We start from the raw sequence: 24,023 nt of genomic DNA, 5'->3' as shown, positions 1-24,023 counted from the left end.
GAGCATCACGCGACGATCAGTTAACGGGGAAGTGTCGTGAAGCGTATTCGTCTGGCTGATTTGCCGCTTATCGTTAAGATTGGGTTCGCGCCGGTTTTGGCACTGTTCATGTTGGCGGTAACGGCGGGGGTTGCCGTTTACGCCCAGATGCAGTCCGTGGCGGAATTCCAGAAGGCCGTCCATGTCGACATGGCCAACAGCATCCAGATTCAACGGATTTCCGAGCGAATTACCGAAACGCACGGTCGATTGTATCTGCTGCTGACCCATCAGGCCGGCAAGATCGAGCCCAACAAGATCGAGGCGCAGAGCAAGGCTCTGGTGTCGGATCTGGCTCAGATCGAAAAGGACGTCAAAACGGTCGAGGATGCCGCGCCCGAAGACGAGCGCCCGCAATTCGCCAAACTGCGTAAGCAGGTGGAAGAAACCCGTAGTGCTGCTGATCTGGTTGGCAGCATGATGACCGCCGATTTTTCCGCCGCCGCCAGTTTCATTGAACCGTTTGAAGCCAGCTATAAGCAGATGGTTGCAACGCTGGCCACTGTGGTGAAACAGACCCAGGATGCCACCAATGCCAGCGCCGCCGACAGCGAGGCCGCTGCGGTGCGTACCAGCTGGCTGCTTGGCCTAGAAGCGCTCATCACATTTTTGTTAGTGCTCGGCGTCGCCTGGATCAGCGCGTTCAATACCCGTGACGATATCCGCAAAATTGCCGATGCCACCGAAAAGCTGGCGGGCGGTGATAACGGGATTGATCTGGCTGCTCTCGAACGCAAGGACGAGATGGGGGCGATTATCCGTTCGCTGACGGTCTTCCGCGACAATCAGCTGCGCATGATTCAGATGCGCAAGGAAAATGAGGAAGCGCAGGCTGCCCGGGCCAAGGAAGTGGCCGGGGTTATTGCCGCGCTGGGTACCGCGCTTGACCATCTGGCGGCCTGCGATCTGACCTACCGCTTGAGCGAGCAGTTCCCGGAAGAGTATCGCACGCTGCAGGCCGATTTTAATCGCACTATCGCTGAGCTGGAAAGCACGTTGCAGGTCATCACCAAGGTCACCGCCGACATTCAGGCCGAGACCATGGGCGGTGAGGGCGGCAGTGGCGCCAAAGTGTCGCGGGCCACCACCTTGCAGGCCACCGGTGCGGCGCTGGTTACCGCGTTGGAAGCTTTCCGCGAAAATCAGCAGCGCATTGTGCGCCTGCGTGAGGAGCATCAGGCGACACAGGAAGCCAAAGCCCTGGAACAGGCCGAAGTGGTGGCCATGCTGGCCGCCGGTCTCGACCATCTGGCTGAAGGCGATCTGACCTATCGTATTTCGGGTACGGTGCCGCCGGAATATCGTCGCCTGCGCGACGACTTTAATGCCGCGCTCGACAAGATGGGCGAAACCTTAAGCACCATCCGCGAAGTCACCAGCGTGATTCAGTCCGGCTCGGGCGATGTCAATCTGGCGGTCGATGATCTGTCCAAGCGCACCGAACATCAGGCGGCAACGCTGGAAGAGACGGCGGCGGCACTCGACGAGATCACCGCGACGGTCAAGTCCACCGCTGAAGGCGCCGCCAATGTCGGCGTGTCGATCTCTGCCGCCAAGGAAGATGCCGTCGGCTCCGGCCACGTTGTTACCGATGCGGTTCAGGCGATGAACGAGATTCGGACCTCCTCCGATCAGATCAGCCAGATCGTTGGTGCCATTGACGAAATCGCGTTCCAGACCAACCTGTTGGCCCTGAACGCCGGTGTCGAGGCGGCGCGTGCCGGTGAAGCGGGGCGCGGTTTTGCCGTGGTCGCGACCGAGGTGCGCGAGCTGTCGCATCGCACCGCCAAGATGGCCAAGGAAATCAAGAGCCTGATCGGCATCTCGAGCACCAAGGTGCATCAGGGTGTCGAGCTGGTCGGCGAAACCGGCAAGACGCTGGAACGTATCGTCTCGCAGATCGTTGGCATCAACGATGTTGTCGGGCAGATCGCGGCGTCGGCCAAGGAACAGTCGACCGGGCTGGAGCAGATCAATACCGCCGTCAACGATATGGATGCGGTGACCCAGCAGAACTCGGCTATGGTGCAGGAAACCACCGTTGCCAGCCGTTCTCTGGCCGAGCAGGCCGAAGAACTGGTGCAGCTGCTCAACCGGTTCAAGGTTGAAGGCTATCGTGAAGCCCCGCTGGCCAAGATTTCTCAGATCCGTCAGGCTGTTGCCAAGAATTCTGGCCCTGCGGCTGAGGCTAAACCGGAAACCCCGGTCCGTTCGGAATCTGCGCGGCGCCCGGTGCCAATGCTGAAGGCTGTGCCGACAGCGGCGTCCACGGCTCACCCCACCCCGGCGCAAAAGGCGGCTGCGGTGATGGTGTCGAAGAAACTCTCCAAGCCGGACGAGAAGTGGGAAGAATTTTAAGCACCGCTCTGCTGCGTCATGCGGCAGCGCATTGCCCTCCACCGGGGGGCGGAATATCCTAGCGGACGGAAGAGTCTTCTTCCGTCCGCTATTTTTTTAAGCCGTAGATAGGTTCCGCTGGTGGCGACACGGTCGGGGCTTAAGCAGGAAAGGTATTCCATGGCGCTTGTCAGCATGACCGGTTTCGCCGATGCGCAGGGTGCAAATGATTGGGCGCATTGGCGCTGGGAGGCCAAAAGCGTTAATGGTCGCGGGCTTGAGCTGCGCCTGCGCCTGCCGCCGGGGTTCGAGGCGATCGAGGCTAAGGTTCGTGCTCTGGCTGCCGCCCATTTCAAGCGGGGAAATTTGCAGGTCACCCTGACGCTGGAAAAGGCCGGGATCACCCAAGGCCTGCGCATTGATAAAGCGGCGCTGGATGCCGCCGTGGCCATTGCCAAAGATGTGGCAATGCAGACCGGTTTATCGCCTGCCCGCGTAGATGGCTTGCTGGCGCTCAAGGGCGTCATTGTGCAGGATGATGAGGGTGATGAGCGCGAAGAAAAAGCCGCCGCTGCTGAGGCTGTTCTGGTCACGCTGGAGGCATGCTTTGCGGCCCTGGCCGAGGCGCGCGCTAACGAAGGCGCCAAGCTTACCACTTTGCTGTCTGGCGATATCGATGCCATCGAACAGTTGACACAAAAGGCGGCCACTCTGGCGGCAACCCAGCCTGCCGCGTTGCGTGATCGTCTGGTGGCACAGCTGGCCGATCTGGTTGCCCCCGGTACGGTGACGCCGGAACGGCTGGCGCAGGAAGTGGCATTGCTGGCGGTGCGTGCCGATGTCCGCGAGGAACTGGACCGGCTGACTGCCCATGTCGCTGAAGCCCGGCGGCTGGTGGATGTGGGTGCTGCGGCGGGCCGCAAGCTTGATTTCCTATCACAGGAATTTAATCGCGAAGCCAACACCTTATGCTCAAAATCCTCGGATGTTGAATTGACGACGATTGGTCTTGAACTGAAGTCGGTGATCGATCAGTTTCGCGAACAATCGGCAAATGTGGAGTGATGTGATGGATCGGCGTGGTTTGATGCTGGTGCTGTCGTCGCCGTCAGGGGCGGGTAAATCGACCCTGGCGCGCAGGCTGCTGGCCAGCGATGCCAACATTACCTTGAGCGTTTCGGCGACGACGCGGTTTCCCCGCCCCGGCGAGGTCAACGGTAAGGACTATTATTTCGTCAACCGGCCCGACTTCGAACATATGGTGAGCGAGAACGAGTTTCTCGAATATGCCACGGTGTTTGAGAACCGTTACGGCACGCCCAAGGCCCCGGTGATGGATGCGCTGGCCCGTGGCCGTGATGTGCTGTTCGATATCGACTGGCAGGGCACCCAGCAGCTCAGCCAGAAGGTGCCGGCGGATCTGGTGCGGGTTTTCATCCTGCCGCCATCCAAGGCCGAGCTGGTCAAGCGCCTGACCGGCAGGAACGAGCCCCAGGATGTGCTGACCGCCCGTATGGCCAAGGCTAATGACGAGATGAGCCATTGGGCCGAATATGACTATGTCGTGGTTAACGACGATCTTGAAACCGCGTTCACCCAGATTGTCAGTATTCTGAAGGCCGAGCGGCTGAAACGGGTGCGTCAGCCGGGCCTGCACGGTTTCGTTGCGGGCCTGCTGCAAGAGTAATTCGGCCCCCTTGCGCAAATGGTTGCGGACCCGCCCTTGCAGAGCCATGGGCGGGTTCTTATTTTCTGTAACAATCACGATTACAATGCGCTGCCCCTACAGAAAGATCCTGCGATGCCATCCCTTTTTGATCCTACAAAATTTGGTGATTTGAAGCTTGCCAACCGCCTGGTCATGGCGCCGCTGACGCGGGCCCGTGCCACGGCTGACCGCCGGGTACCGACACCGGTCATGGTGAAGTATTACCGGCAGCGGTCCACGGCCGGGCTGATCCTGACCGAAGCCACGGTGATTGACCCTCTGGCGGCGGGCTATGCCGCTACGCCGGGAATCTATTCGCCCGAGCAGGTCGAAGCCTGGAAGCCGATTGTTGAGGCCGTGCATGAAAAGGGCGGCACCATTGTCATGCAGTTATGGCATGTCGGGCGCATTTCCGACCCCGAGCTGTTGATGGGGGCCTTACCGGTCGCGCCCAGCCCGATTGCGCCGTCTGGCCATGTCCGTCTCTTGCGGCCGATGCGGTCCTATGTGACGCCGCGGGCGCTGGAGCTGGTCGAGATTCCGGCTTTGATCGCGTCCTATCGCCGGGCTGCCGAGAACGCCAAACTGGCCGGTTTTGATGGTGTCGAGATCCATGCCGCCAACGGCTATCTGATTGATCAGTTTTTGCAGGATGGCACCAACAAACGCACGGATGCCTATGGCGGGCCGGTCGAGAACCGGGCACGCCTGCTGTTGGAAGTGACGGACGCTGCCATTTCGGTGTGGGGTGCCGGCCGGGTCGGTGTGCATTTCGCCCCCCGTGGTGACAGCTTCGAAATGAGCGACAGTAATCCGCTCGCCACCTTCAGCTATGCGGCGCGCGAGTTGGGCAAACGCGGTATCGCCTTCCTGTTCCTGCGTGAACATAGCGGTGATGACAGCATCGCCCCGGCGGTAAAAAAGGCGTTCGGCGGTCCGCTGATTGGCAATGAAGGCTTCACCGGTGAGACGGCGCAGGCCGCACTGGATGCCGGTTGGGCCGATGCGATTTCCTTTGGCAAGGATTACATTTCCAATCCCGATCTGGTGGAACGCCTGCGCACCGGTGCGCCGCTCAATCCCTATAATATGGAAACTTTTTATGGGGCCGGTGAAGTGGGGTACACGGATTATCCCGCGCTTGCTGCCCAATAAGCGTTCTGAAGACATTTTGATGACGGTTGCCGCCTGTCACGCTGTAACGAGCTGGGCAGGCGGTACTGTTATGGGCCATGTCCCTTGAGACATACGGACAATTGCCACGAAAATATGCAAGCGAATGTTGCTGTGGTGCGCTCAGCGGGCAAGATTATGTCGCCAGTGGCATTAAACTGTTCATGAAAGTGGGGCGAGTGCGTTTTCCCTCTTGCGGGGAGGGGGGCATGTCTGTTGATTCGCGTCTTTTGCTACCACATGGGCAACAGTATGGATCGCGAAGCCGTTCGTCACGTCCCTTATGACATCGAAGTCGAGCAGGCACTGCTCGGCGCGATATTGGTTGATAATGCCGCGCTGGAGGCCGTCGCCGGTCAGCTCAAGCCTGAGCATTTCTACGATCCGTTGCATCAGCGCATTTACGCTACCATGACGGTTTTCCTTGAGCGCGGCACGATGGCGGTCACACCGCTGACCCTGCATGCCGCGATGAAGGCCGATCCGGGGCTGGTCGAGGTTGGCGGTCATGCCTATCTGGGCAGTCTGGCCGATGCCGCCCCGGCGCTGCCCAATGTGCGTGATCTGTCGAAGATTCTGCAGGATCTGTTCACCCGCCGCACGCTGGTGCGCATCGGCGAGGATATCGTCAACGGGGCTTATGAATCGCCGCAGGATAAGACGCCGCAGGATCTGATCGGCGATGCCGAAAAAGCGCTTTATCGCGTTTCAGAAACCAATAAATATGGCGAAGGTCCGATCGATTTCTCGGAATCCTTGCGCCGCGCGGTCGAGATTGCCGAAAAGGCCCAGGCTCGTGGTGGGCGCATTTCGGGCGTTTCCACCGGCCTGACCGATATCGACGGTTTGCTCGGCGGTTTGCAGCAATCCGACCTTCTGATCGTCGCCGGTCGCCCGGGTATGGGCAAGACCGCGCTGGCCACCAACATGGCGTTTAACGCCGCGCGTTTTTATGTGCGGGATATGGCGGCGGGCGAAGAAAACACCGCCGGTGCGCCGGTGCTGTTCTTCTCGCTCGAAATGGCCGCCCAGCAATTGGCCGCCCGTATTCTGTCGCAGCAGGCCGAGCTGGAGATGTACAAGATCCGTAACGGTAAATTCTCCGACAGCGAGTGGGAGAAGTTCGTGCTGGCGATGCAGGAACTGACCACCCTGCCGCTTTATATCGACGATACTGGCGGTATCTCGATTGCACAGATCGCGGCACGGTCCCGCCGCATGAAGCGCGAAAAGAATATCGGGCTGATCGTTATCGACTATCTGCAACTGATCTCGCCGTCGCGCAAAGCCGAAAACCGCGTGCAGGAAATTACGGAAGTCACCAAAGGCCTCAAAACCCTGGCCAAGGAACTGAATGTGCCGGTAATGGCGCTGTCGCAGCTGTCGCGTGGCGTTGATGCCCGTGATGATAAGCGCCCGGTGTTGTCGGATTTACGTGAATCCGGTTCGATTGAGCAGGACGCCGACGTGGTTATGTTTGTGTACCGTGAAGAATATTATCTGAAATCGCGCGAACCTGACCTTAACGGGGCGGAAGACGAGCGTAAGGAACACAGTAAGTGGGCCGAGCGGATGGAACGGGTACAGGGTAAGGCGCTGGTGATGATCGAAAAACACCGCCACGGCTCGACCAATTCGTTCGAGCTGCAGTTCGACGACCGCTTCACCCGTTTCTCCAATCTGGCGGGGGAATAACGCAACGCCCCAAAAAGTGGGTACCGGTTTTTGGATCAGGCGTTGCGAGGGGAAAGCCTAACGCCCCCCAAAGTGGGTCGCGGCTTGCTGGTGGTTTAGCTCGACAGCAGCGTGTGGCTGTTGACGATCTCTTCCCAGGTTAGCCGCATCATGCCCTTGGGGTCGGGGGTGGCGGGCAGTATGGCCGGTCCGCTCAGCATCTGGATGCCGCCACTATAGGCCATCTGCAGAGTGTTGAGTTTACGGACCCCCAGCAGGAACGTGCTGAGCCGCTGGGCGCGTGCCGCCTGCACCAGTGCATGAACATCTTCGTGGCGTAACAGATGTTCCTGCAAAAAATCATGCCGGTTATAGCCGATCGAGCGCAGGCCAATGCCGTGATAGGGGGCCAGATTGCGGGTGCCCGGTGCCACGGTGGCCGACACGCTGCGGGCAAACGGGCGCAATGTATTGGCCAGATCGCTGAGGCGGGTGTGTGCAATGCCGTGCGGGACATCGGTGATGATGAAATCAAGATAGGGCCGGTACTGATTAGAGAAATTGCGACATTCGTTGAGATATTCCAGCCGTCCGCTCGGTGTGCCCAGCACATCGAACGAAACCGGCAGAGCGAGGATGAAACGGTTGCCGGTTTCAATGCAGGAGGTGAGCTTGGCAACGCCTTCGCGTAAAGTTGCCAGCTCGATCTTGCCACGTTCTTTAAGTGATAATTGCGGCACCGTGATGGTGCGGCGGGGAATATCCAGCGTCATGATCTGACGCGGTTCGCAAATGTATGTCGTGATGGCATTGTTGGCGGCCGACCACAGCGGCACGAACTGGTGCACAATAGTCAGGGTTTTGACGCGGTCGTCGACCCCCTCGTGAACATTGATGGTCTGATTGGTGGCGGGGAAATTATCATCGGTCTTGAAATGGGTCCCATCACCGCCATGCGCTGGTGGATGGGCCGCCTCCTCGTTTCCCAGTCCGGCTTTTTCCGCCAGGATCGACAGCCGCTCGGTGGGAATTTCCACCAGCTGCATCTGGTTTTCACCAGCATTGACCGCCTTAAGGACCCTGACCTGTTTGAGGTCGCATTGGCCGAGCAGGTTGGTACACAGATCAAAGGCGACACGCATGCAGATGATGTTGACGTCTTCCGGTTCGGTCGACGGCATGGTGACGATGTATTTGGTCTCTTCAATGCGGGCGAAAAAGTCCGATGGACCCAGGCGCTGACGCAGCAGTGTTTCCAGCCGGTCGTAAACGTTGGTACGGATGCGCGCCCAACGTGGGCCCGCCTCTTCCTTGATTGTGGCAATGCTAATCACATTGACACAACCGCGCTCCAGGAAGGCGGGCGATGCCAAAGCTCTGATCTCAACCGGAGTTTGTTGCAGCACGGCCGATCTCTCTCATCAATCACCGACAAGGTAATGAATGTATATAACCACTACGTTTATTTTTTGAGAGAAAAACGCACAAGTTGTTACTGGAGGATTTACCCGCGTCCGCAATCAGGAAGGGCTGTCAGTTAGGTACCCTGCTGAATAAACGGAACTTTTTCGAATATCCGGCGTTCCGCCCCACGTGGATCGTTAACCATACGCGGAGGTAAATTGAACAACAGTGTTTCGCGATTTTTCAGGGAATAAGGTTGCCAGTCATTAACCAAGGCATTTTGCGGATTGCCGGTCTTGGCAAAGGCGATGAAACATTCGCTGACGATGGTAGCCATTTTTTTTGCCTCCGGGCCGGTCCCGGTGATGGCGCCGGGCACATCGGTGTTGTTGAAGGCGAGCGGAATATCGATGGTGTGCGGGGCGCGCAGTTTGCCGCCGTTCAGCACCGTGCGCCAATCAACCTGATAGGCGAAGGCTGGGCATCCGGCCTTGGCACGGGCCTCGTCCTCTTCAATCGCGGCACGCCAGGACCGTGATGCGGTTGTGGCGGCGAAGAACAGATCACTGGCTGAAATACCGGGATAAAGCTTTTTGTATTCGGCAATGACATGGCCGGGCAGTATGTCCACCCGCATGTTTTCCGCCAGTCGCTGGGGCAGATCTTCCCATGTCAGATTGTAGGCCCAGTCAGCCTGAATGAAGGCGCGGGTTTCATCATGGGCGTTGCCGATCATCATCGGGATCTGGGCGCTGATCGCCGGGGCATCGGGGTAAAATGGATGGCGCATCAGATTGCGCATGTCGAGCACCGGGCCGAAATAGACCCCGCCCGAACCGATGATCGGATCGGTGGCTTTAAGCCCCTGCACCAGAGCGTCGGTTGGCACTTCGTTCAGTGCGGCTAGCCGACTGCGGTCCAGCCCCAGCGCTTTGAGATACACATCGGTGCGCCCCGCGGCGTGCAGGGGGCCGGATGCGGTGAGCTGTTGGCCGCTCATGGTGGTGGCGCGATGGAACAATCCGGCGGCTTTTTCCATCGCCATCAGCGTGGCGATCTTGGCCCCGCCGCCCGACTGGCCAAACACCATGACAGTATTGGGATCACCGCCAAATTCGGCGATGTTTTCACGCACCCATTTCAGCGCGGCAATCAGATCAAGCTGCCCGGCATTGCCGCTGTCGGGCCATGGTCCGTCGCTGCCAAGATAGAGATAGCCAAAGGCATTGAGCCGGTGGTTGACGGTGACCACCACGACATTGCCGCGGCGGCTTAAATTGGCGCCATCGGTCACCGGGTCGGAACCCGATCCCCCGGCATAGGCGCCGCCATGAATGTAAAACATCACGGCCCGTTTGGCCCCGTCATGCAGGGCCGGGGTCCAGACATTGAGGAACAGGCAATCCTCGCTCTGTCCGGCTTCCTTGCTCGCCTGCGGGCAGGCTGGGCCGTACTGGGTGGCGTCCTGCACACTGTGCCATGGCTTCGGCTTTACGGGGGGCTGGAACCGGGTAAGGCGGGTGTCAGCGCCATAGCGGATGCCCTTGAACACCAGAATGCCGTCGCGATTTTCGCCGCGCACCGGTCCGGCATCGGTTTTGGCAACCGGGCGGGCCGGCGCCCCGGCCAATGCCGGGCTGGTGATGGCCCCCACTGCGGCCAGGGTGGCCCCAGCGCCGATCAGGATGCGCCGATTGCATCCAAAATTTCCAGCCATAATACTCCCCGCTATCGATGCCGCTTTATGCTGCGGTCTGTTACGCGAATAAGGATATACCAATTCCTGACACCGGTAGCATCACAAAAGGCTGAGGTGCCCGTACTGTTTTGGCCTTGCCATAAAAGCGTGGTACTGCCGCCTTTGCACAGATGCTGGGGGACGCCATGCGTAAGATGGCAAAATTGGGTGGGCTAAGGGCTGCCGCTGCGGCGGTTTTATTGGCAATGGTGGGTGGGGCGGCCTGGGCCGGTGGGGCACCGGCACCAGATCGCACCGTGGTCGTGGTGCTGTTTGACGGTTTTTCACCTTTCATGATGGAGGGTGTCGCCACGCCACATTTCGACCGGCTGGCGGCTGAGGGGGTATCTTCCCGCCATCTCGTTCCGGTGTTTCCAGCCTTGTCGATGGTCAACCACACCAGCTTTCAGACCGGTTGCCAGCCGCAAAAGCATGGCATCGTCGCCAACGAATTCCGTGACCCGGTGCGGGGCCGCTATGATACCAAGGCAGATCGCGCCGACGCCGCCTGGCGCACCGGATGCGAGGCGGTGTGGCAGGCGGCTGAACGGCAGGGCGTGAAGGCGGCGGCATTTAATATCGTCGGCCGCTGGTCAAGCAAAACCGGGGCTGCCGCCAGCACCATCAATGCGGAGGTGCCGTGGAGCGCGCATGAGGATGACGAGACCATTCTCGCCAAAGCTATCGCGGCGCTGAACCGCACCGATACTGAACGGCCCCGCCTGATTGCGCTGTATTTCGACTACCCGGACTCTGTCGCCCATGGCGATGGCGTGCATGGCGACAAGACAAAGCTGGCCGTAGCGCGGGCCGATGCGGTTATCGGGCGGCTGATGGACGCGATTGTGGCCCAACCCACTGGGGCAAAGGTGACGCTGGTGGTTGGTGCCGATCACGGCATGACCAAGGTCGATAAAGTCATCAATATCGACCGGCTTGAAAGCCTGCATCATTTCACGGCCGAAGCTGCGTATGGCAGCGGCACGGCGATGCTGTATCTCAAGCCCGGTGAAAATCCGCAGCGGGTGGCGCAGGCGCTGGCGAAATACCGCGATGTTTTTGCGGTCTATCGCAGGGGGCATTTTCCCGCCTTCGTGCAGATTGGTGACGGGCCGCGTGTTGGTGATCTGCTCCTCATCACCCATCCGCCCTATGCGTTTGAGGGGCATGAACTGATGAAACCCGATATTGCGGCGCGAGCAGAAAACACATCCGGACCGGCGATTTATGCGCCCGAGGTCAAATGGTTTAACGCCATGCATGGCTTTCTGCCCGAGCGGGCGGACATGCAGGCAATCTTTTATGCCTGGGGCGATGGCGTGGCGGCGGGCAAAATCCTGCCCCGGATCGGGATGATCGATGTCGCCCCGACGGTGCTCCATTTGCAGGGGCTAAAGCCGGGCCGCGATACCGATGGTAAGGCCATCGATCTTAGCCGATAAAAAAAGCCCCACTTCCCTGAGTAAGGAAGTGGGGCGTCAGTGAACCCTGTCGGGAGAGAGCGTGACGGGGTTTTAAGACGGGGAACGGACCTTTTAGGCGGCCAGACCCTGTTCAAGGTCGCGGATCAGGTCCGCCGGATCTTCAATACCGACCGACAGGCGCACCACATCGGGGGCGGCACCGGCCTTTTCCAGCTCAATGCCGGAAAGCTGGCTGTGGGTGGTCGATGCCGGATGAATGATCAGGCTGCGCGTGTCACCGATATTGGCCAGATGGCTGAACAGCGTGACGTTATCGACCAGCTTCTTGCCGGCATCAAAGCCGCCTTTGACGCCAAAGGTAAACACGCTGCCCGCACCCTTGGGGGCGTATTTCTGCTGCAGCGGATAGCTCGGATTGTCGGGCAGACCGGCATAATTGACCCACGACACATGCGGGTTGGTCTTGAGCCATTTGGCCACCGTCAGGGCGTTGTCGCTATGGCGCTGCACGCGCAGCGGCAGGGTTTCGATACCGGTCAGTGTCAGGAAGGAATTGAACGGGGCCAGCGTCGGGCCCAGATCCCGCAGGGCCAGGGCGCGCAGCACCACGGCCAGTGCCAGCTTCGGCCCGAAGGTCTCCCAGAACTTCAGCCCGTGATAGGACGGGTTGGGATCGGTGATCAGCGGGTAGCGGCCATTGCCGAAATTGAAGTTGCCGCTGTCGACCACCAGACCGGCGATCGAGTTGCCGTGACCGTTGAGGAATTTGGTGCCCGAATGGGTGATGACGTCGGCACCCCATTCAAACGGGCGGATCAGGTACGGCGTCGCCAGCGTGTTGTCGACGATCAGCGGAATGTTATGGGCGTGGGCAATCTTGGCGATGGCTTCGATGTCGGTAAAGGTGCCCGCCGGGTTGGCGATGCTTTCGATCCAGATCGCCTTGGTCTTTTCGGTGATAACGCTTTTGAAGTTTTCGGGATTGGTGCCGTCGGCCCATTTCACATTCCAGCCGAACTGCTTGAAGGTGTGGCTGAACTGGTTGATCGAGCCGCCATAAAGCTGGGTGGCGGCGACGAATTCATCACCCTGGCTGAGCAGCGCAAACAACAGCGAGAACTGTGCGGCGTGGCCCGAGGAGACGGCAACGGCAGCCGAGCCGCCTTCCAGTGCCGCAATGCGTTCTTCCAGCACCGAGGTGGTCGGGTTGGTCAGGCGCGAGTAGATATTACCGAATTCACGCAGGCCAAAACGGGCTGCGGCCTGTTCGGCGTTCTCAAAAACGTAGGATGCCGTCTGATAAATCGGCGTAATGCGGGCACCGGTGGCCGGATCGGGCTGGGCACCAGCGTGAACACTCAACGTATTGAAACCATACTCTGCCATTTTATTCTCCCTCTGGGGCCCTTGCCCCGCCAAAATCACGAGTACTTAATTCCACTTCAGTGAGCCGCCCTTGCGGAACAGCGCCGGCTTGCGATTGTCGATGATGCCGCGATTAACGCCCATCCAGCCGATTTCACCGGAAAAACGGCCATATTCGATCTTGGGACATCGGTCCATGATGACGGTAAGCCCCGCTATGCTGGCCTTTGTGGCGGCTTCTTCATGCACGATGCCAAGCTGCAACCACAGGGTCTTGATCGCCAGGCGGTCTTTTTCGGCCAGAACCTCGTCCAGAATGCCGGGCACGGCATCGGCGGCGCGGAACACGTCGACCATATCAACGGGGGCGGGCACGTCTTTCAGTGCGGCATAGACCTTGCGGCCGAGAATTTCCTGACCGGCCAGACCGGGGTTGATCGGGTGGACTTCGTAACCGTGGTCGAGCAGGTAGCCGAGCACGAAATAGCTCGCGCGTTGTTGGTTGGCACTGGCACCGATCATGGCGATCACTTTGGTTGAACGCAGGACGGATTTGATAAGACTGTCGGCGTAGTCAGGCATTGGGCGTCTTTCCATCCCCATTCCGCAGGGGATAATATGTTTAATCACTAAATTATCGTCACGTCAATGCAGAATTTATTATTCTGCACATTTAATTGTGTAATTAGTGCGACGCGCGATCCTTGGGGCGCGATTTAATACGCCAGGGGTGGGGCGGTCAAATATATGCGGTAATATAGTACCGCTTAACAGAAATGCCCATGATATATACACTTATTGCGCTTGACGGACGGCAAAACGCTCCGTATAGACGGCACCTCGCGAATGGGATGCGCGGTCTTTTAAGCGGCCGCCCCCGGCACTGGAGAAAGACATATGAACACCTACTCGGCCAAGGCATCCGAGATCGAGAAGAAGTGGGTGCTGATCGACGCCGAAGGGCTGGTGGTCGGCCGCCTCGCAACGATCATCGCGCTGCGTCTTCGTGGCAAGCACAAGCCCAGCTATACCCCGCATATGGATGATGGTGACAATATCATCGTCATCAATGCGGACAAGGTTCGCCTGACCGGCGCCAAGCTGAAGAAAAAAGTGTATTACCACCACACGGGCTATATCGGCGGTATCAAAGAACGTACTGCTGGTGCGATCATGGCGGGCAAGTTCCCGGGCCGTGTTCTCGAAAAGGCCGTGGAACGTATGCTGCCGCATGGTCCGTTGGGCCGTCGTCAGCTCGCCAACATGCGGGTTTATGCGGGTGCTGAGCATCCCCATGCTGCACAGAGCCCTGTTGTGCTCGACGTGGCGAAGCTGAACCCCAAGAACACCAACTATCATCCGGCAAAGGCGATTTGATATGGCCGAAGAAGTCAAAAGCTTCAGCGAGTTGAAATCAACGCTGATCAAGGCGAAGCCGCAGGCTGGCGCCACTCAATCCACTGAACCCGGTGCGCCCAAGCGTGATGCGCTCGGCCGTGCGTATGCCACTGGCCGTCGTAAGGACGCCGTGGCCCGCGTCTGGATCAAACCCGGCAGCGGCAAGATCACGGTCAACGGCAAGGACGAAAAGGTTTATTTCGCCCGTCCGGTGCTGCGTATGATCGTCCGTCAGCCGCTCAATGCCGCTGGCCGCGATGGTCAGTTCGACATCATGATCCTGGTTGATGGTGGTGGTCTTTCGGGCCAGGCCGGTGCGGTCCGTCACGGTATCAGCCGTGCGCTGGTCGCTTACGAGCCGACGCTGCGCGCCGCTCTGAAGCCCGGTGGGTTCCTGACCCGCGATCCGCGATCCGTCGAACGTAAGAAGTACGGTAAGCCGAAGGCGCGTAAGAGCTTCCAGTTCTCCAAGCGCTAATATTCGCGATTGGATACGAAACGGCCCGGAGCAATCCGGGCCGTTTTTGTTTGGTTTATTGCCATCCTGCGCTATACCGGCATCATGCCTGATCTGTCTTTTGAAACCGCCGCCATCGCCAAAGGGTTTTCCCCCATCGTCGGTATTGACGAAGTGGGACGTGGGCCGTTGGCTGGCCCCGTTATGGCCGCTGCGGTCATTCTGGACCCCGCCCGGATTCCGGCCGGGATCAATGACTCTAAAAAACTGTCTCACGCCAAACGCGAAGCGCTGTTCGATACGATCTGCGCCGACGCGGTGGCTTTTGCCATTGGCGAGGCGAGTGTGGAGGAGATCGACCAGATCAACATTCTGCAGGCGACCTTTCTGGCCATGCGCCGCGCGGTGGCGGGGCTTAACGTGAAGCCCGCATATGCGCTGGTCGATGGCAACAAGCTGCCTGGTCTGGCCATCCCGGCCGAGGCGGTGGTCAAAGGCGATGGCAAGTCGCTGTCGATTGGTGCGGCCTCGATCATCGCCAAGGTGACGCGTGACCGGCTGATGGCCAAACTTGCCCTCGAATACCCCGGTTACGGCTGGGAGCAGAACGCCGGTTACGGCACCAAATCACATCGTGATGCGATTTTGGCGTTGGGGACCACCCCGCACCATCGTCTGAGCTTCATCCATAATGACTAGATGTAGTAGGTGACGAATCGGTGAGACTCAAATTAGAGTCTCGCTAACACTTTGATTCACAAGACTCTTGACGGCGAATCACAAACGAATCACATTGCGCCTCTTAATGGTTAAAGAGGGGCGGCATCATGCCGGAAATCAAGCTTGAAGACGCTGTCGATCGTATCATCGAGGGCGACTGCATTGAGACGATGCGCAACCTGCCGGCAGGTTCCGTTGACGTGGTATTTGCCGATCCGCCCTATAATCTGCAGCTGAAAAACGAGCTGCGTCGACCGGATAATTCCAAGGTCGATGCCGTCGATGATAAATGGGACCAGATTGGCAGCTTTGCCGATTATGATAGCTTCACCCGCGCCTGGATGGCTGAGGCGCGTCGGGTTCTCAAAGACAACGGCACCATGTGGGTGATCGGCTCGTATCACAATATTTTCCGCGTCGGTGCGGCATTGCAGGATCTCCATTTCTGGACCCTCAACGATGTGATCTGGCGCAAGTCGAACCCGATGCCGAATTTCCGCGGCAAGCGCTTCACCAACGCCCATGAAACTCTGATCTGGGCGGCCAAAAGCGAGAAGAGCATCTACACCTTCAATTACGAGGCCATGAAGGCGCTGAATGAGGAGGTGCAGATGCGGTCAGACTGGACGCTGCCGATCTGCTCGGGCCATGAACGCATCAAGGACGAAAACGGCGACAAAGCCCATTCGACCCAGAAGCCGGAAAGCCTGCTCTACCGGGTGATTTTATCCTCGACCAAGCCGGGCGACATCGTGCTCGATCCTTTCTTTGGTTCGGGCACCACCGGTGCGGTGGCGCGTAAACTGCGCCGCAAATTCATCGGTATCGAACGCGATCCGGGTTACGCCCGCATTGCCCGTTCGCGTATTGCCACGATTTCACCGACCGATCCGGAAGCCATTGCGGTGACTAAGTCCAAACGGGCCGAGCCACGTATTCCTTTTGGCTGGGTGGTCGAGCGTGGTCTGTTGCCGCCCGGCACCATGTTGCAGGGGCCGCAGAAGCGTTTCCGGGCTAAGGTGCGCGCCGATGGTACGCTGGTTAGCGGGGATGCTACCGGCTCGATCCATCGCATTGGCGCCCATGTGCAGGGTGCGGAATCCTGCAATGGCTGGACCTTCTGGCAGTTTGAATATCACGGCAAGCTGATCCCGATCGACGTGCTGCGTCAGCAGTTGCGTGCCGATCTGGCGTAAATTGCGTAGGAAGATAATTTTGCATTAAAGGGGCTGCCGATGGCGGCCCTTTTTATTTTGGGTCTAACCCGGTGTGGTGAACTTCGTACCTGCAAATCCGGATGCAGCAATATTCGTACACAGATCGTGCCACGGGCACCCGGTGCAGGCGCTGCGGATTATTCCGGCGGAAAAATCTTTGCGCCAGCGGGCCAGGTGAGCGCGTGGGGTAAGGGACGCTCCAACCACAATGCCAAGATCTGCTGCGGCGGAGGTATCGCGCGTGGTAACGGATGCGTTCCGGCAATGATCCTGATCGGTGTTGTGTAAGGGGGCGCAGATGTCGTCCGCCCCGCTGACGATGATGGCGGTTTCACCGGTGCAGAGCCGGGCGCAGATCGCATCCATATTGGCGGTGAAGGCGGGGCTGTAGCCCCGCCCGATATAGGTCAGTGTACAGAGTAAATGGTGCGGCCTGAGCCGGAGCATTTTTTCCAATCAGGCGCTTAGCGGCGCAGTAGCACGAGGCCGACGGCCCCGATGCCCGATTTGACCAGTGCGCCCAGTGCAAATGGTATCACGCCGAGATAGAGCGCCATTTCCGGTCCGACCAGACGGGCCAGCCACAGGGCCCCCATCAGGCAGATCGCATTGCCCGCAATCATGGCGGCCAGATTGCGTAACAGATGGTTGCCCGGTCCGGCGATCAGCCCACTGACCATTGCGGCCACCGGAAAGGCCATCAGATAGCCCGCCGTCGGCCCGACAAAGGGGGCAAAGCCTGCAGCCCCACCGGCCAGCACTGGCAGGCCAAAAGCGGCTTCCATCAGCCAGGCCAATACGGTGATCGCGCCCAGACGCCAGCCATAAAATGCGCCGATAAAGGTAACCGCCAGCGTTTGCATCGTCATCGGTACCGGGAACATCGGCACCTCGATATAGGACGAAAGTGTCAGAAGGGCGGTACCAAGAAACACCATTCCCACCTGACGCAGACGAAGCTGTGGGCGGGGCAGGGCGCTGACGCTGTGCATTATATTCTCCGGATCATCGTACAATTTTACTCTAGGTAATTGTCTGCGTGGCGGCAAGCCTGCCGCCGTTAACGCTAAATCCATAAAGGATCAACCTTTCGTAAGTCTATCACGGAAGTTTTGCTTTTCTTTATGGACGGGATCGGCGATGCCGCAGCAACCCAAAGGGTTGTTACGCCGCGTTCGCCCGATGGTCTTGGCCAAGGTAATATTGGCCAGTGCAAAGGATGGCCGTTTTGTCCGATACCGCAGAGCCTGCCCCCCAATCCGCCTCCATGGCCGCCCCATACAAATTCAGCATCGTCGTGGCGCTGATCGTAGCGGGCACCGGGTTTATGGAAAATCTTGACGGTACCGTCATTGGGCCAGCCCTGCCTGCTATGGCGCGGGATTTTGCTGTTCACCCGGTCGATCTCAATATCGGTATTGGGGCCTATATGCTGACGCTGGGCGTGTTCATACCGATCAGCGGCTGGATTGCCGACCGCTTCGGTGCACGGCGGGTTTTCTGCGCGGCCATCGCGATTTTTACCCTGGCCTCGCTGTTATGCGCTACGGCGAGCTCACTTGCCGGCTTTGTGGTGTTTCGCGTCTTGCAAGGTATTGGCGGGGCGATGATGGTGCCGGTGGGCCGTCTGGTGGTGCTGCGGGTTGCCCCCAAAGAACGGCTGCTGGAGGCGATTGCCCTGCTGACCTGGCCAACGGCGCTGGCGCTGGTGCTGGGGCCGCCCTTGGGCGGGTTGATTACCGACCACGCCAACTGGCGCTGGATTTTCTTCGTCAATCTGCCGCTGGGGGCCATCGCGCTGATTGTGGCCTGGTTCAAAATTCCCGATGCCTATGGCGAACGCCGTCCCTTCGACGGCATTGGTTTTGTGCTGACCGGTATTTCGCTGTTTTTGTTGTTGGTTGCGGCCGAGCTGATGGGGCGGGCGGATATCGACTGGGGCCGGGTTGGGGTGTTTATCGTGGCGGGGCTGGCTTTCGGCGGCTTTGCCGTGCGCCATTTGAAACGTTGCGCCTATCCGCTGATCGACCTCGGTATGATGCGGGTACAGACGTTCTCGATTTCGGTTCAGGGTGGTTCGCTGTTTCGCCTCAGTCTGGGGGCGGTGCCATTCCTGCTGCCGCTGATGTTCCAGATGGCGTTTGGCTACAGCGCGTTTGCCTCCGGTTTAATGATGATGGCGGTGTTTGCCGGGTATGTGGCGATGAAGCCGGCAATTACCTTTGTCATTCGTCGCTATGGTTTCCGTAAAGTGCTGATCGTCAACGGGCTGCTCAACGCGGTAAGCATTGCGGTATGCGCCTTCTTCGACCCCGGTCTGCCGATGAGCCTGATGATCGCCCTGTTGTTTGCCGGCGGGCTGTCGCGCACGCTGCAGTTTACCGCATACAACACGCTGGCCTATCTGGATGTGCCTTCAAAAGAGATGAACGCGGCTAACACGCTGGCGGCGGTGTCGATGCAGCTTTCCTCCGGTATGGGGGTGGCGCTGGGGGCAATCGCGTGGCGCATCGGGCTGGCGCTGTCGCATAACGAAGAAATGTCGTTTCGCATCGCGTTCATTCTGGTGACGCTGGTGATGCTGGCGGCGCTGTGGGATTCGTTCAAATTACCGCGTAAAACCGGCGCGCATCTGATGCGCCAGCCTAACCGGTAAAACAAACCGGCAAACACTTTGGGTGGTTGCCGGTTTGTAGGGCTGGGATTATTGCAGTGCGGCGGCAACTACGTCTTTGAGCGCGGTGGTGGGCCGGCCGATCAGCTTTGATAAGGTATGGCTGTCATCGAACAGGCAGCCCCTGGCAGCGCTCGCATCAGAATCCGCCAGCATGTTGGCCAGCCCCTCCGGCAGACCGATCTTGACCAGTGTGGCGGCAAAATCGGCTTCGGTCAGATTGTGATAGGGAATGGTCTTGCCGGTCTGGCGGGAAATCTCCGCCGCCAGATCCGCCAGCGTATAGGCTTCGTCACCGGCCAGTTCATAGATCTTGCCCGCCGCATCCGGGGCGGTGAGGACGGCTGCCGCGGCGGCGGCATAGTCGGCCCGCGCAGCCGAGGCAATCTTGCCATCCCCCGCACTGCCGATGAAGGCACCAGATGCCAGCGCACCGGGAATGGAGGCGGCATAGTTCTCGCTATACCAGCCATTGCGCAACAGGGCGTGCGGTATGCCTGAAGCCGCCAGCGCGGCTTCGGTGGCGCGGTGTTCAACGCCCAGACCCAGCGGCGAGGTATCGGCATGCAGCAGGCTGGTATAGGCGATAAACGTAACCCCGGCGGCCTTTGCGGCATCGATCACGGCCTGATGCTGGGGGCCGCGTTTGCCCACTTCGCTCGACGAGATCAGCAGCAGTTTTTCAACGCCCGTAAGTGCGGTTTTCAGGGTTTCGGGGCGGTTATAATCGGCCTCGCGGGCGGCAACGCCCAGATCGGCGGCTTTGGCCGGTGTGCGGACCAGCGCAATAATCTCGCTGGTGGCAACGCGCTTCTTCAGTTCGGCAATAACAAGGCGGCCAAGCTGGCCGGTGGCACCGGTAACGGCAATGCTCATGGAAAGGCTCCTGATTGGTTGACAGGTACCATATAATAGACGTACTTACTTTTCGTAAGTACGCACAAAAAGGTAAGTGTTAAAATGTCTAAAACCGCCCCCTCCCTGTTGCTCGACGCCATCGCCGGGCGGGGGGATCTGATGGCAGCCGCCTGCCCGGCGCGGCAGGTTTTAAGCCATATGACCAGCCGGTGGGGTGTGCTGGTGCTGCTGATCCTGGAACAGGGACCGCAGCGGTTCAGTGCCCTGCGCCGTCAGATTGGTGGGATTTCCGAACGGATGCTGGCCCAGACCCTGCAAAATCTGGAAGGGGATGGGTTTGTTCTGCGCCACGATTTTCAGGAAGTACCACCGCATGTTGAATATCGCCTGACCGATATCGGGGGCGAGGCGGCAGAAAAGGTGCGCATTCTGGCCGACTGGATTGAAACCAGTCTGCCGCGCATTGCGGCGCATTGGGGGCTGAGCTGACACGGGCTGGCGGGCTTTTGGGTTTACCCCGCGGTGGATGGGGGGGCGCGCAACCGGCTGTTCATGACGTATACAGTAAACTCTGACATTCACGTTATTTTGGCTTTTTTTTGCCATGCTTGTCGGGCAAGGCAAGGGTGTCACGCCGACACGGTTGTCCTTGTTTGACGTGCGGTCTTTGTACGGATGAACTTAGGTCATGTGCTGTGCCGAACGATCAGATTGATACCCCCGTTAAAGTTGCTTCCGCTACCGGGCTGAATGCCATCGTCGCCCTGATTGTGGCGGGCACCGGCTTCATGGAAAATCTCGACGGCACGGTGATTGCCCCGGTGCTGCCCGATATGGCACGCGATTTTGCTGTCCACCCCGTCGACCTTAGCATCGGTATCAGCGCCTATATGCTGACACTGGGGGTCTTCATTCCGATCAGCGGTTGGATTGCCGATCGCTTCGGTGCCAAGCGGGTGTTCTCAGCGGCGATTGCGATTTTCACCATCGCCTCGCTGTTATGCGGTATGGCTGGGTCGTTGACGGCCTTCGTGGCTTTACGCATTTTGCAGGGTATCGGCGGGGCGATGATGGTGCCGGTGGGCCGACTGGTGGTCTTGCGCGTCACACCCAAAGAAAAATTGTTCGAAGCCATCGCCTTTTTGACCTGGCCCACGTTGATTGCGCTGGCATTGGGGCCGCCGCTGGGCGGCTTCATTGCCGATCATGCCGACTGGCGCTGGATTTTTTATCTCAATGTCCCGCTCGGCATTATCGCAATTGCGCTGGCATGGTGGAAAATCCCCAACGTCACCGGCGCGCCGCGGCCCTTTGACAGCGTGGGATTTGTGCTGACCGGTATCTCGCTGTTCACGCTGCTGGCTGCGGCCGAGTTGTTGGGGCGCGCCAATATCAACTGGCTGTATGTCGGCTTGTGCGCCGTCGTCGGTTTCGGGCTTGGCATTGTAGCGGTGCGCCATTTACTGCGCTGTCCCTATCCGCTGATCGGCCTGAGGGCGCTGCGGACCCAAACCTTCGCTGTAACGGTGTGGGGTGGCTCGCTGTTTAAGCTGTCCCTAAGCGCAGTGCCATTATTGTTGCCGCTGATGTTTCAGCTCGCTTTCGGCTTCAGCTCGTTTGATGCGGGCATGATGATGATGGCGATCTTTATCGGCAATCTGGTGATGAAGCCGGGCACCACCTATGTGTTGCGCCGTTTTGGTTTTCGCAATGTGCTGATCTTTAATGGCCTCATCAATGCCGTCAGCATTGGTGCCTGCGCGCTGTTCGCCCCCGGTCTGCCGGTGATGCTGATGGCGGCGGTGCTGTTCATCGGCGGCATGTCGCGCTCGATGCAATACACCGCTTATAACACCCTGGCCTATGTCGATGTGCCCCAGTCTGAAATGAACGCCGCCAACACACTGACCTCGGTGGCCAACCAGCTTGGCACGGGGCTGGGGGTGGCGCTGGGGGCAATATGCTGGCGTATTGGCCGCTCGGTGTCGAGTGGCGAGGAAATGTCGTTCCGTATTGCCTTCGCGCTGGTGGCGGTGGTGATGGTGGCGGCGGTCTGGGATTCCCTCACCTTGCCGCGCAACGCCGGATCGCATCTGGCGCGGCGCTAAGCGTCAGCGTTTGCGCTTTAATCGTTCGACAAAGAACTGTCCCAGCAACTCGACGCGTTTGGGCCGTGGGTTGCCGGGTGGGGTGACGAAGTGCAACGCACTGGCGGGCAGCAACCAGTCAGGCAGCACCACAACCAGCTTACCGGCGGCAATGGCATCGTCGGCCAGAAAGTCCGGCAGCATACCAAAGCCCTGACCGGCAATCAGGCCCGCCATCACCGCCTCGCCGTTATTGACGTGCAGCGGTCCATCCGGGCGGATGGTGGCGGCTTCGGCGCCCCGGCGGAATTGCCAGGGCAGCACCGTCATTTCGTGGGTGTAGCAAAGGCAGGGCTTACCGGCCAGCGCCAGCGGGTGGTTTGGTGTGCCGAAGCGCGCCAAAGCTTCCGGTGCGGCCAGAATATAGGTCTTCACGCTGCGGATGCGCCGCGCCATCAGCGAGGAATCCGGCAGCGCCGCAATGCGCAGCGCGGCATCAAAACCCTGTCTGACCAGATCAACCGGGGCATCACTGAAATCAATTTCGATCCGCACCTCGGGATAGGCCGTCAGAAAATCCGGGATCAGCGGGCTGACATGGCGCAGGCCGAACGACATCGGCACCGTCAGGCGTATCCGCCCGCGCGGGGCGGCTGATTGCGACAGAACAAGATCCTCGGCCTCTTCCCCAGCGTTGAGGATCGCCGCCGCTTTCTCGGCCAGGATCTGGCCTGTGGCGGTCAGTGTCAGGCTGCGGGTGGTGCGGTGGAACAGCCTTGCGCCAAGCCGCTTTTTCAGCCGGTCAATGGCCTTTGAAACCGTCGCTTTGGACAGGTTCAGATCGGTCGCCGCCCCGGTGAAGGAACGTTGTTCGACGACTTTGGCAAACAGGGCCATGGCTTCCAGATCAGGCAGGGGTATTGGATCACTTTCGGAAACAATGAGTTTCTAAAGTTTCTATTCTTTTGTCAATACGAACATCCTATCTAATTACTCAACAAAAGGGGCGCGTGACGCGCCGCCACTGAAAAGGGACGATCATGTTGGAGCTCAGACCATTTTCCCGCCTCGGCCATGCCGACCATGGCTGGCTCAACGCGCGGCACCATTTCTCGTTCGCGGGCTACTATGACCCGATGCGGATGGACTGGGGCGCTCTGCGGGTCTGGAACGATGACGAAATCGCCCCCGGCAGTGGTTTTGCCCCCCATCCGCATCGCGATATGGAAATCGTCACCTATGTTCGCACCGGTGCCATCACGCATCAGGACAGCCTGGGTAATGTCGGGCGTACCGCTGCGGGCGATGTGCAGGTGATGAGCGCAGGCAGTGGCATCCGCCATTCGGAATATAACCGCGAAGCCGAAACCACCACTTTGTTCCAGATCTGGATCCAGCCCACCCGCAAAGGCGGCGAGCCGTGCTGGGGCACCAAGCCATTTCCCAAGGCTGACCGGGCCGGGGCCTTTGCCGTGTTGGCCAGTGGTTTCGGCGAAGACGGCGCCTTGCCGATCCGGGCCGAGGCCCGTGTGCTGGGCGCCTTTGTGCCCGCCGGGCAGACGGTAAATTATGCCTTTGACGACAATCGTCATGGTTATCTGGTGGCTGCCTCGGGCAGCATCACCGTGAATGGCGTGCGCGCAGGCGCCCGCGACGGGGTGGCGATTGCTGGCGAAAAGGCACTCGAAATTCTGGCCGAAACCGACAGCGAGCTGGTGCTCGTTGTGACCGCCTGACATGCGGAGGGACA

At 59.3% G+C, this 24,023-nt stretch carries 22 protein-coding genes; 14 read left to right on the top strand and 8 right to left on the bottom strand.

Annotation, left to right across the window (positions count from 1 at the left end):
* The first annotated feature begins 36 nt into the window (after window positions 1–36).
* The 5 genes from ACZ5RI_RS11925 (at window position 37) to ACZ5RI_RS11905 (ending at window position 6,952) form a co-directional block, all read left to right on the top strand.
* Window positions 37–2,397 (top strand): methyl-accepting chemotaxis protein, encoded by a 2,361-nt coding sequence (locus ACZ5RI_RS11925; RefSeq protein WP_464513418.1) that lies wholly within the window; start codon window positions 37–39, stop codon window positions 2,395–2,397.
* 159 nt (window positions 2,398–2,556) lie between these two features.
* A complete protein-coding gene (locus tag ACZ5RI_RS11920) occupies window positions 2,557–3,441 on the top strand; it encodes a YicC/YloC family endoribonuclease (RefSeq protein WP_464513416.1) in 885 nt (294 codons plus the stop codon).
* A 4-nt stretch (window positions 3,442–3,445) separates the two neighbouring features.
* Window positions 3,446–4,063: a guanylate kinase gene (gmk, locus tag ACZ5RI_RS11915; RefSeq protein ID WP_464513414.1), complete on the top strand. Its 618-nt coding sequence runs from the start codon at window positions 3,446–3,448 to the stop codon at window positions 4,061–4,063.
* Window positions 4,064–4,177: 114 nt separating this feature from the next.
* Window positions 4,178–5,239 carry an alkene reductase gene (locus ACZ5RI_RS11910; protein WP_464513411.1) on the top strand — a complete coding sequence of 354 codons (1,062 nt, stop codon included), beginning with the start codon at window positions 4,178–4,180 and terminating at the stop codon, window positions 5,237–5,239.
* A gap of 270 nt (window positions 5,240–5,509) precedes the next feature.
* Window positions 5,510–6,952, top strand: coding sequence for a replicative DNA helicase (locus ACZ5RI_RS11905; protein ID WP_464513408.1), 1,443 nt, complete (start codon window positions 5,510–5,512; stop codon window positions 6,950–6,952).
* Window positions 6,953–7,047: 95 nt separating this feature from the next.
* Here ACZ5RI_RS11905 and ACZ5RI_RS11900 read toward each other — a convergent pair whose 3' ends face one another.
* Together ACZ5RI_RS11900 and ACZ5RI_RS11895 are read right to left on the bottom strand one after the other, a co-directional pair.
* Window positions 7,048–8,337, bottom strand: coding sequence for a hypothetical protein (locus ACZ5RI_RS11900; RefSeq protein ID WP_464513405.1), 1,290 nt, complete (start codon window positions 8,335–8,337; stop codon window positions 7,048–7,050).
* A 131-nt stretch (window positions 8,338–8,468) separates the two neighbouring features.
* A complete protein-coding gene (locus ACZ5RI_RS11895) occupies window positions 8,469–10,052 on the bottom strand; it encodes a carboxylesterase/lipase family protein (protein WP_464513401.1) in 1,584 nt (527 codons plus the stop codon).
* A gap of 167 nt (window positions 10,053–10,219) precedes the next feature.
* Between ACZ5RI_RS11895 and ACZ5RI_RS11890 the strand changes: the two genes are divergently transcribed.
* A complete protein-coding gene (locus tag ACZ5RI_RS11890) occupies window positions 10,220–11,515 on the top strand; it encodes an alkaline phosphatase family protein (RefSeq protein ID WP_464513398.1) in 1,296 nt (431 codons plus the stop codon).
* A gap of 93 nt (window positions 11,516–11,608) precedes the next feature.
* Here the strand turns inward: ACZ5RI_RS11890 and ACZ5RI_RS11885 are convergent, their stop codons facing one another.
* Together ACZ5RI_RS11885 and ACZ5RI_RS11880 are read right to left on the bottom strand one after the other, a co-directional pair.
* Window positions 11,609–12,883: an O-acetylhomoserine aminocarboxypropyltransferase gene (locus ACZ5RI_RS11885; protein WP_464513396.1), complete on the bottom strand. Its 1,275-nt coding sequence runs from the start codon at window positions 12,881–12,883 to the stop codon at window positions 11,609–11,611.
* A gap of 45 nt (window positions 12,884–12,928) precedes the next feature.
* The gene (locus ACZ5RI_RS11880) at window positions 12,929–13,444 is read right to left on the bottom strand and encodes a CoA-binding protein (protein ID WP_464513393.1); all 516 of its coding nucleotides are present in this window, start codon (window positions 13,442–13,444) and stop codon (window positions 12,929–12,931) included.
* A gap of 315 nt (window positions 13,445–13,759) precedes the next feature.
* On the opposite strand from ACZ5RI_RS11880, the gene rplM reads away from it, so the two are divergent.
* The 4 genes from rplM to ACZ5RI_RS11860 all read left to right on the top strand — a co-directional run bounded on the left by rplM (window position 13,760) and on the right by ACZ5RI_RS11860 (window position 16,633).
* Window positions 13,760–14,239 carry a 50S ribosomal protein L13 gene (gene rplM, locus ACZ5RI_RS11875; RefSeq protein ID WP_464513392.1) on the top strand — a complete coding sequence of 160 codons (480 nt, stop codon included), beginning with the start codon at window positions 13,760–13,762 and terminating at the stop codon, window positions 14,237–14,239.
* A 1-nt stretch (window position 14,240) separates the two neighbouring features.
* Window positions 14,241–14,738, top strand: coding sequence for a 30S ribosomal protein S9 (gene rpsI / locus ACZ5RI_RS11870; protein WP_464513391.1), 498 nt, complete (start codon window positions 14,241–14,243; stop codon window positions 14,736–14,738).
* A gap of 84 nt (window positions 14,739–14,822) precedes the next feature.
* Complete coding sequence (locus ACZ5RI_RS11865; RefSeq protein WP_464515594.1) at window positions 14,823–15,416, top strand: ribonuclease HII; 594 nt, start codon at window positions 14,823–14,825, stop codon at window positions 15,414–15,416.
* A 128-nt stretch (window positions 15,417–15,544) separates the two neighbouring features.
* Window positions 15,545–16,633, top strand: a complete 1,089-nt coding sequence (locus ACZ5RI_RS11860; RefSeq protein ID WP_464513390.1) for a DNA methyltransferase — start codon at window positions 15,545–15,547, stop codon at window positions 16,631–16,633.
* Window positions 16,634–16,696: 63 nt separating this feature from the next.
* Here the strand turns inward: ACZ5RI_RS11860 and ACZ5RI_RS11855 are convergent, their stop codons facing one another.
* Together ACZ5RI_RS11855 and ACZ5RI_RS11850 are read right to left on the bottom strand one after the other, a co-directional pair.
* Entirely contained in the window at window positions 16,697–17,101 is a 405-nt protein-coding gene (locus ACZ5RI_RS11855; RefSeq protein ID WP_464513389.1) for a DUF1284 domain-containing protein, read from the bottom strand.
* A 17-nt stretch (window positions 17,102–17,118) separates the two neighbouring features.
* Window positions 17,119–17,646, bottom strand: a complete 528-nt coding sequence (locus ACZ5RI_RS11850) for a biotin transporter BioY (protein ID WP_464513388.1) — start codon at window positions 17,644–17,646, stop codon at window positions 17,119–17,121.
* Between the two features lie 227 nt (window positions 17,647–17,873).
* Between ACZ5RI_RS11850 and ACZ5RI_RS11845 the strand changes: the two genes are divergently transcribed.
* Window positions 17,874–19,310, top strand: a complete 1,437-nt coding sequence (locus tag ACZ5RI_RS11845; protein ID WP_464513387.1) for an MFS transporter — start codon at window positions 17,874–17,876, stop codon at window positions 19,308–19,310.
* A gap of 48 nt (window positions 19,311–19,358) precedes the next feature.
* On the opposite strand, the gene ACZ5RI_RS11840 is transcribed toward ACZ5RI_RS11845, so the two are convergent.
* A complete protein-coding gene (locus ACZ5RI_RS11840) occupies window positions 19,359–20,204 on the bottom strand; it encodes an SDR family oxidoreductase (protein WP_464513386.1) in 846 nt (281 codons plus the stop codon).
* 84 nt (window positions 20,205–20,288) lie between these two features.
* Here ACZ5RI_RS11840 and ACZ5RI_RS11835 point away from each other — a divergent pair, with 84 nt between their 5' ends.
* Complete coding sequence (locus tag ACZ5RI_RS11835) at window positions 20,289–20,675, top strand: winged helix-turn-helix transcriptional regulator (protein ID WP_464513385.1); 387 nt, start codon at window positions 20,289–20,291, stop codon at window positions 20,673–20,675.
* A 206-nt stretch (window positions 20,676–20,881) separates the two neighbouring features.
* Complete coding sequence (locus ACZ5RI_RS11830; protein WP_464513384.1) at window positions 20,882–22,294, top strand: MFS transporter; 1,413 nt, start codon at window positions 20,882–20,884, stop codon at window positions 22,292–22,294.
* Between the two features lie 3 nt (window positions 22,295–22,297).
* Here ACZ5RI_RS11830 and ACZ5RI_RS11825 read toward each other — a convergent pair whose 3' ends face one another.
* Window positions 22,298–23,170, bottom strand: coding sequence for a LysR family transcriptional regulator (locus ACZ5RI_RS11825; protein WP_464513383.1), 873 nt, complete (start codon window positions 23,168–23,170; stop codon window positions 22,298–22,300).
* A 143-nt stretch (window positions 23,171–23,313) separates the two neighbouring features.
* Between ACZ5RI_RS11825 and ACZ5RI_RS11820 the strand changes: the two genes are divergently transcribed.
* Entirely contained in the window at window positions 23,314–24,009 is a 696-nt protein-coding gene (locus ACZ5RI_RS11820) for a pirin family protein (protein WP_464513382.1), read from the top strand.
* Window positions 24,010–24,023 lie beyond the last annotated feature (14 nt).

This window comes from Micropepsis pineolensis (assembly GCF_055392125.1).
This window is presented reverse-complemented; position numbering and strand designations above follow the sequence as displayed.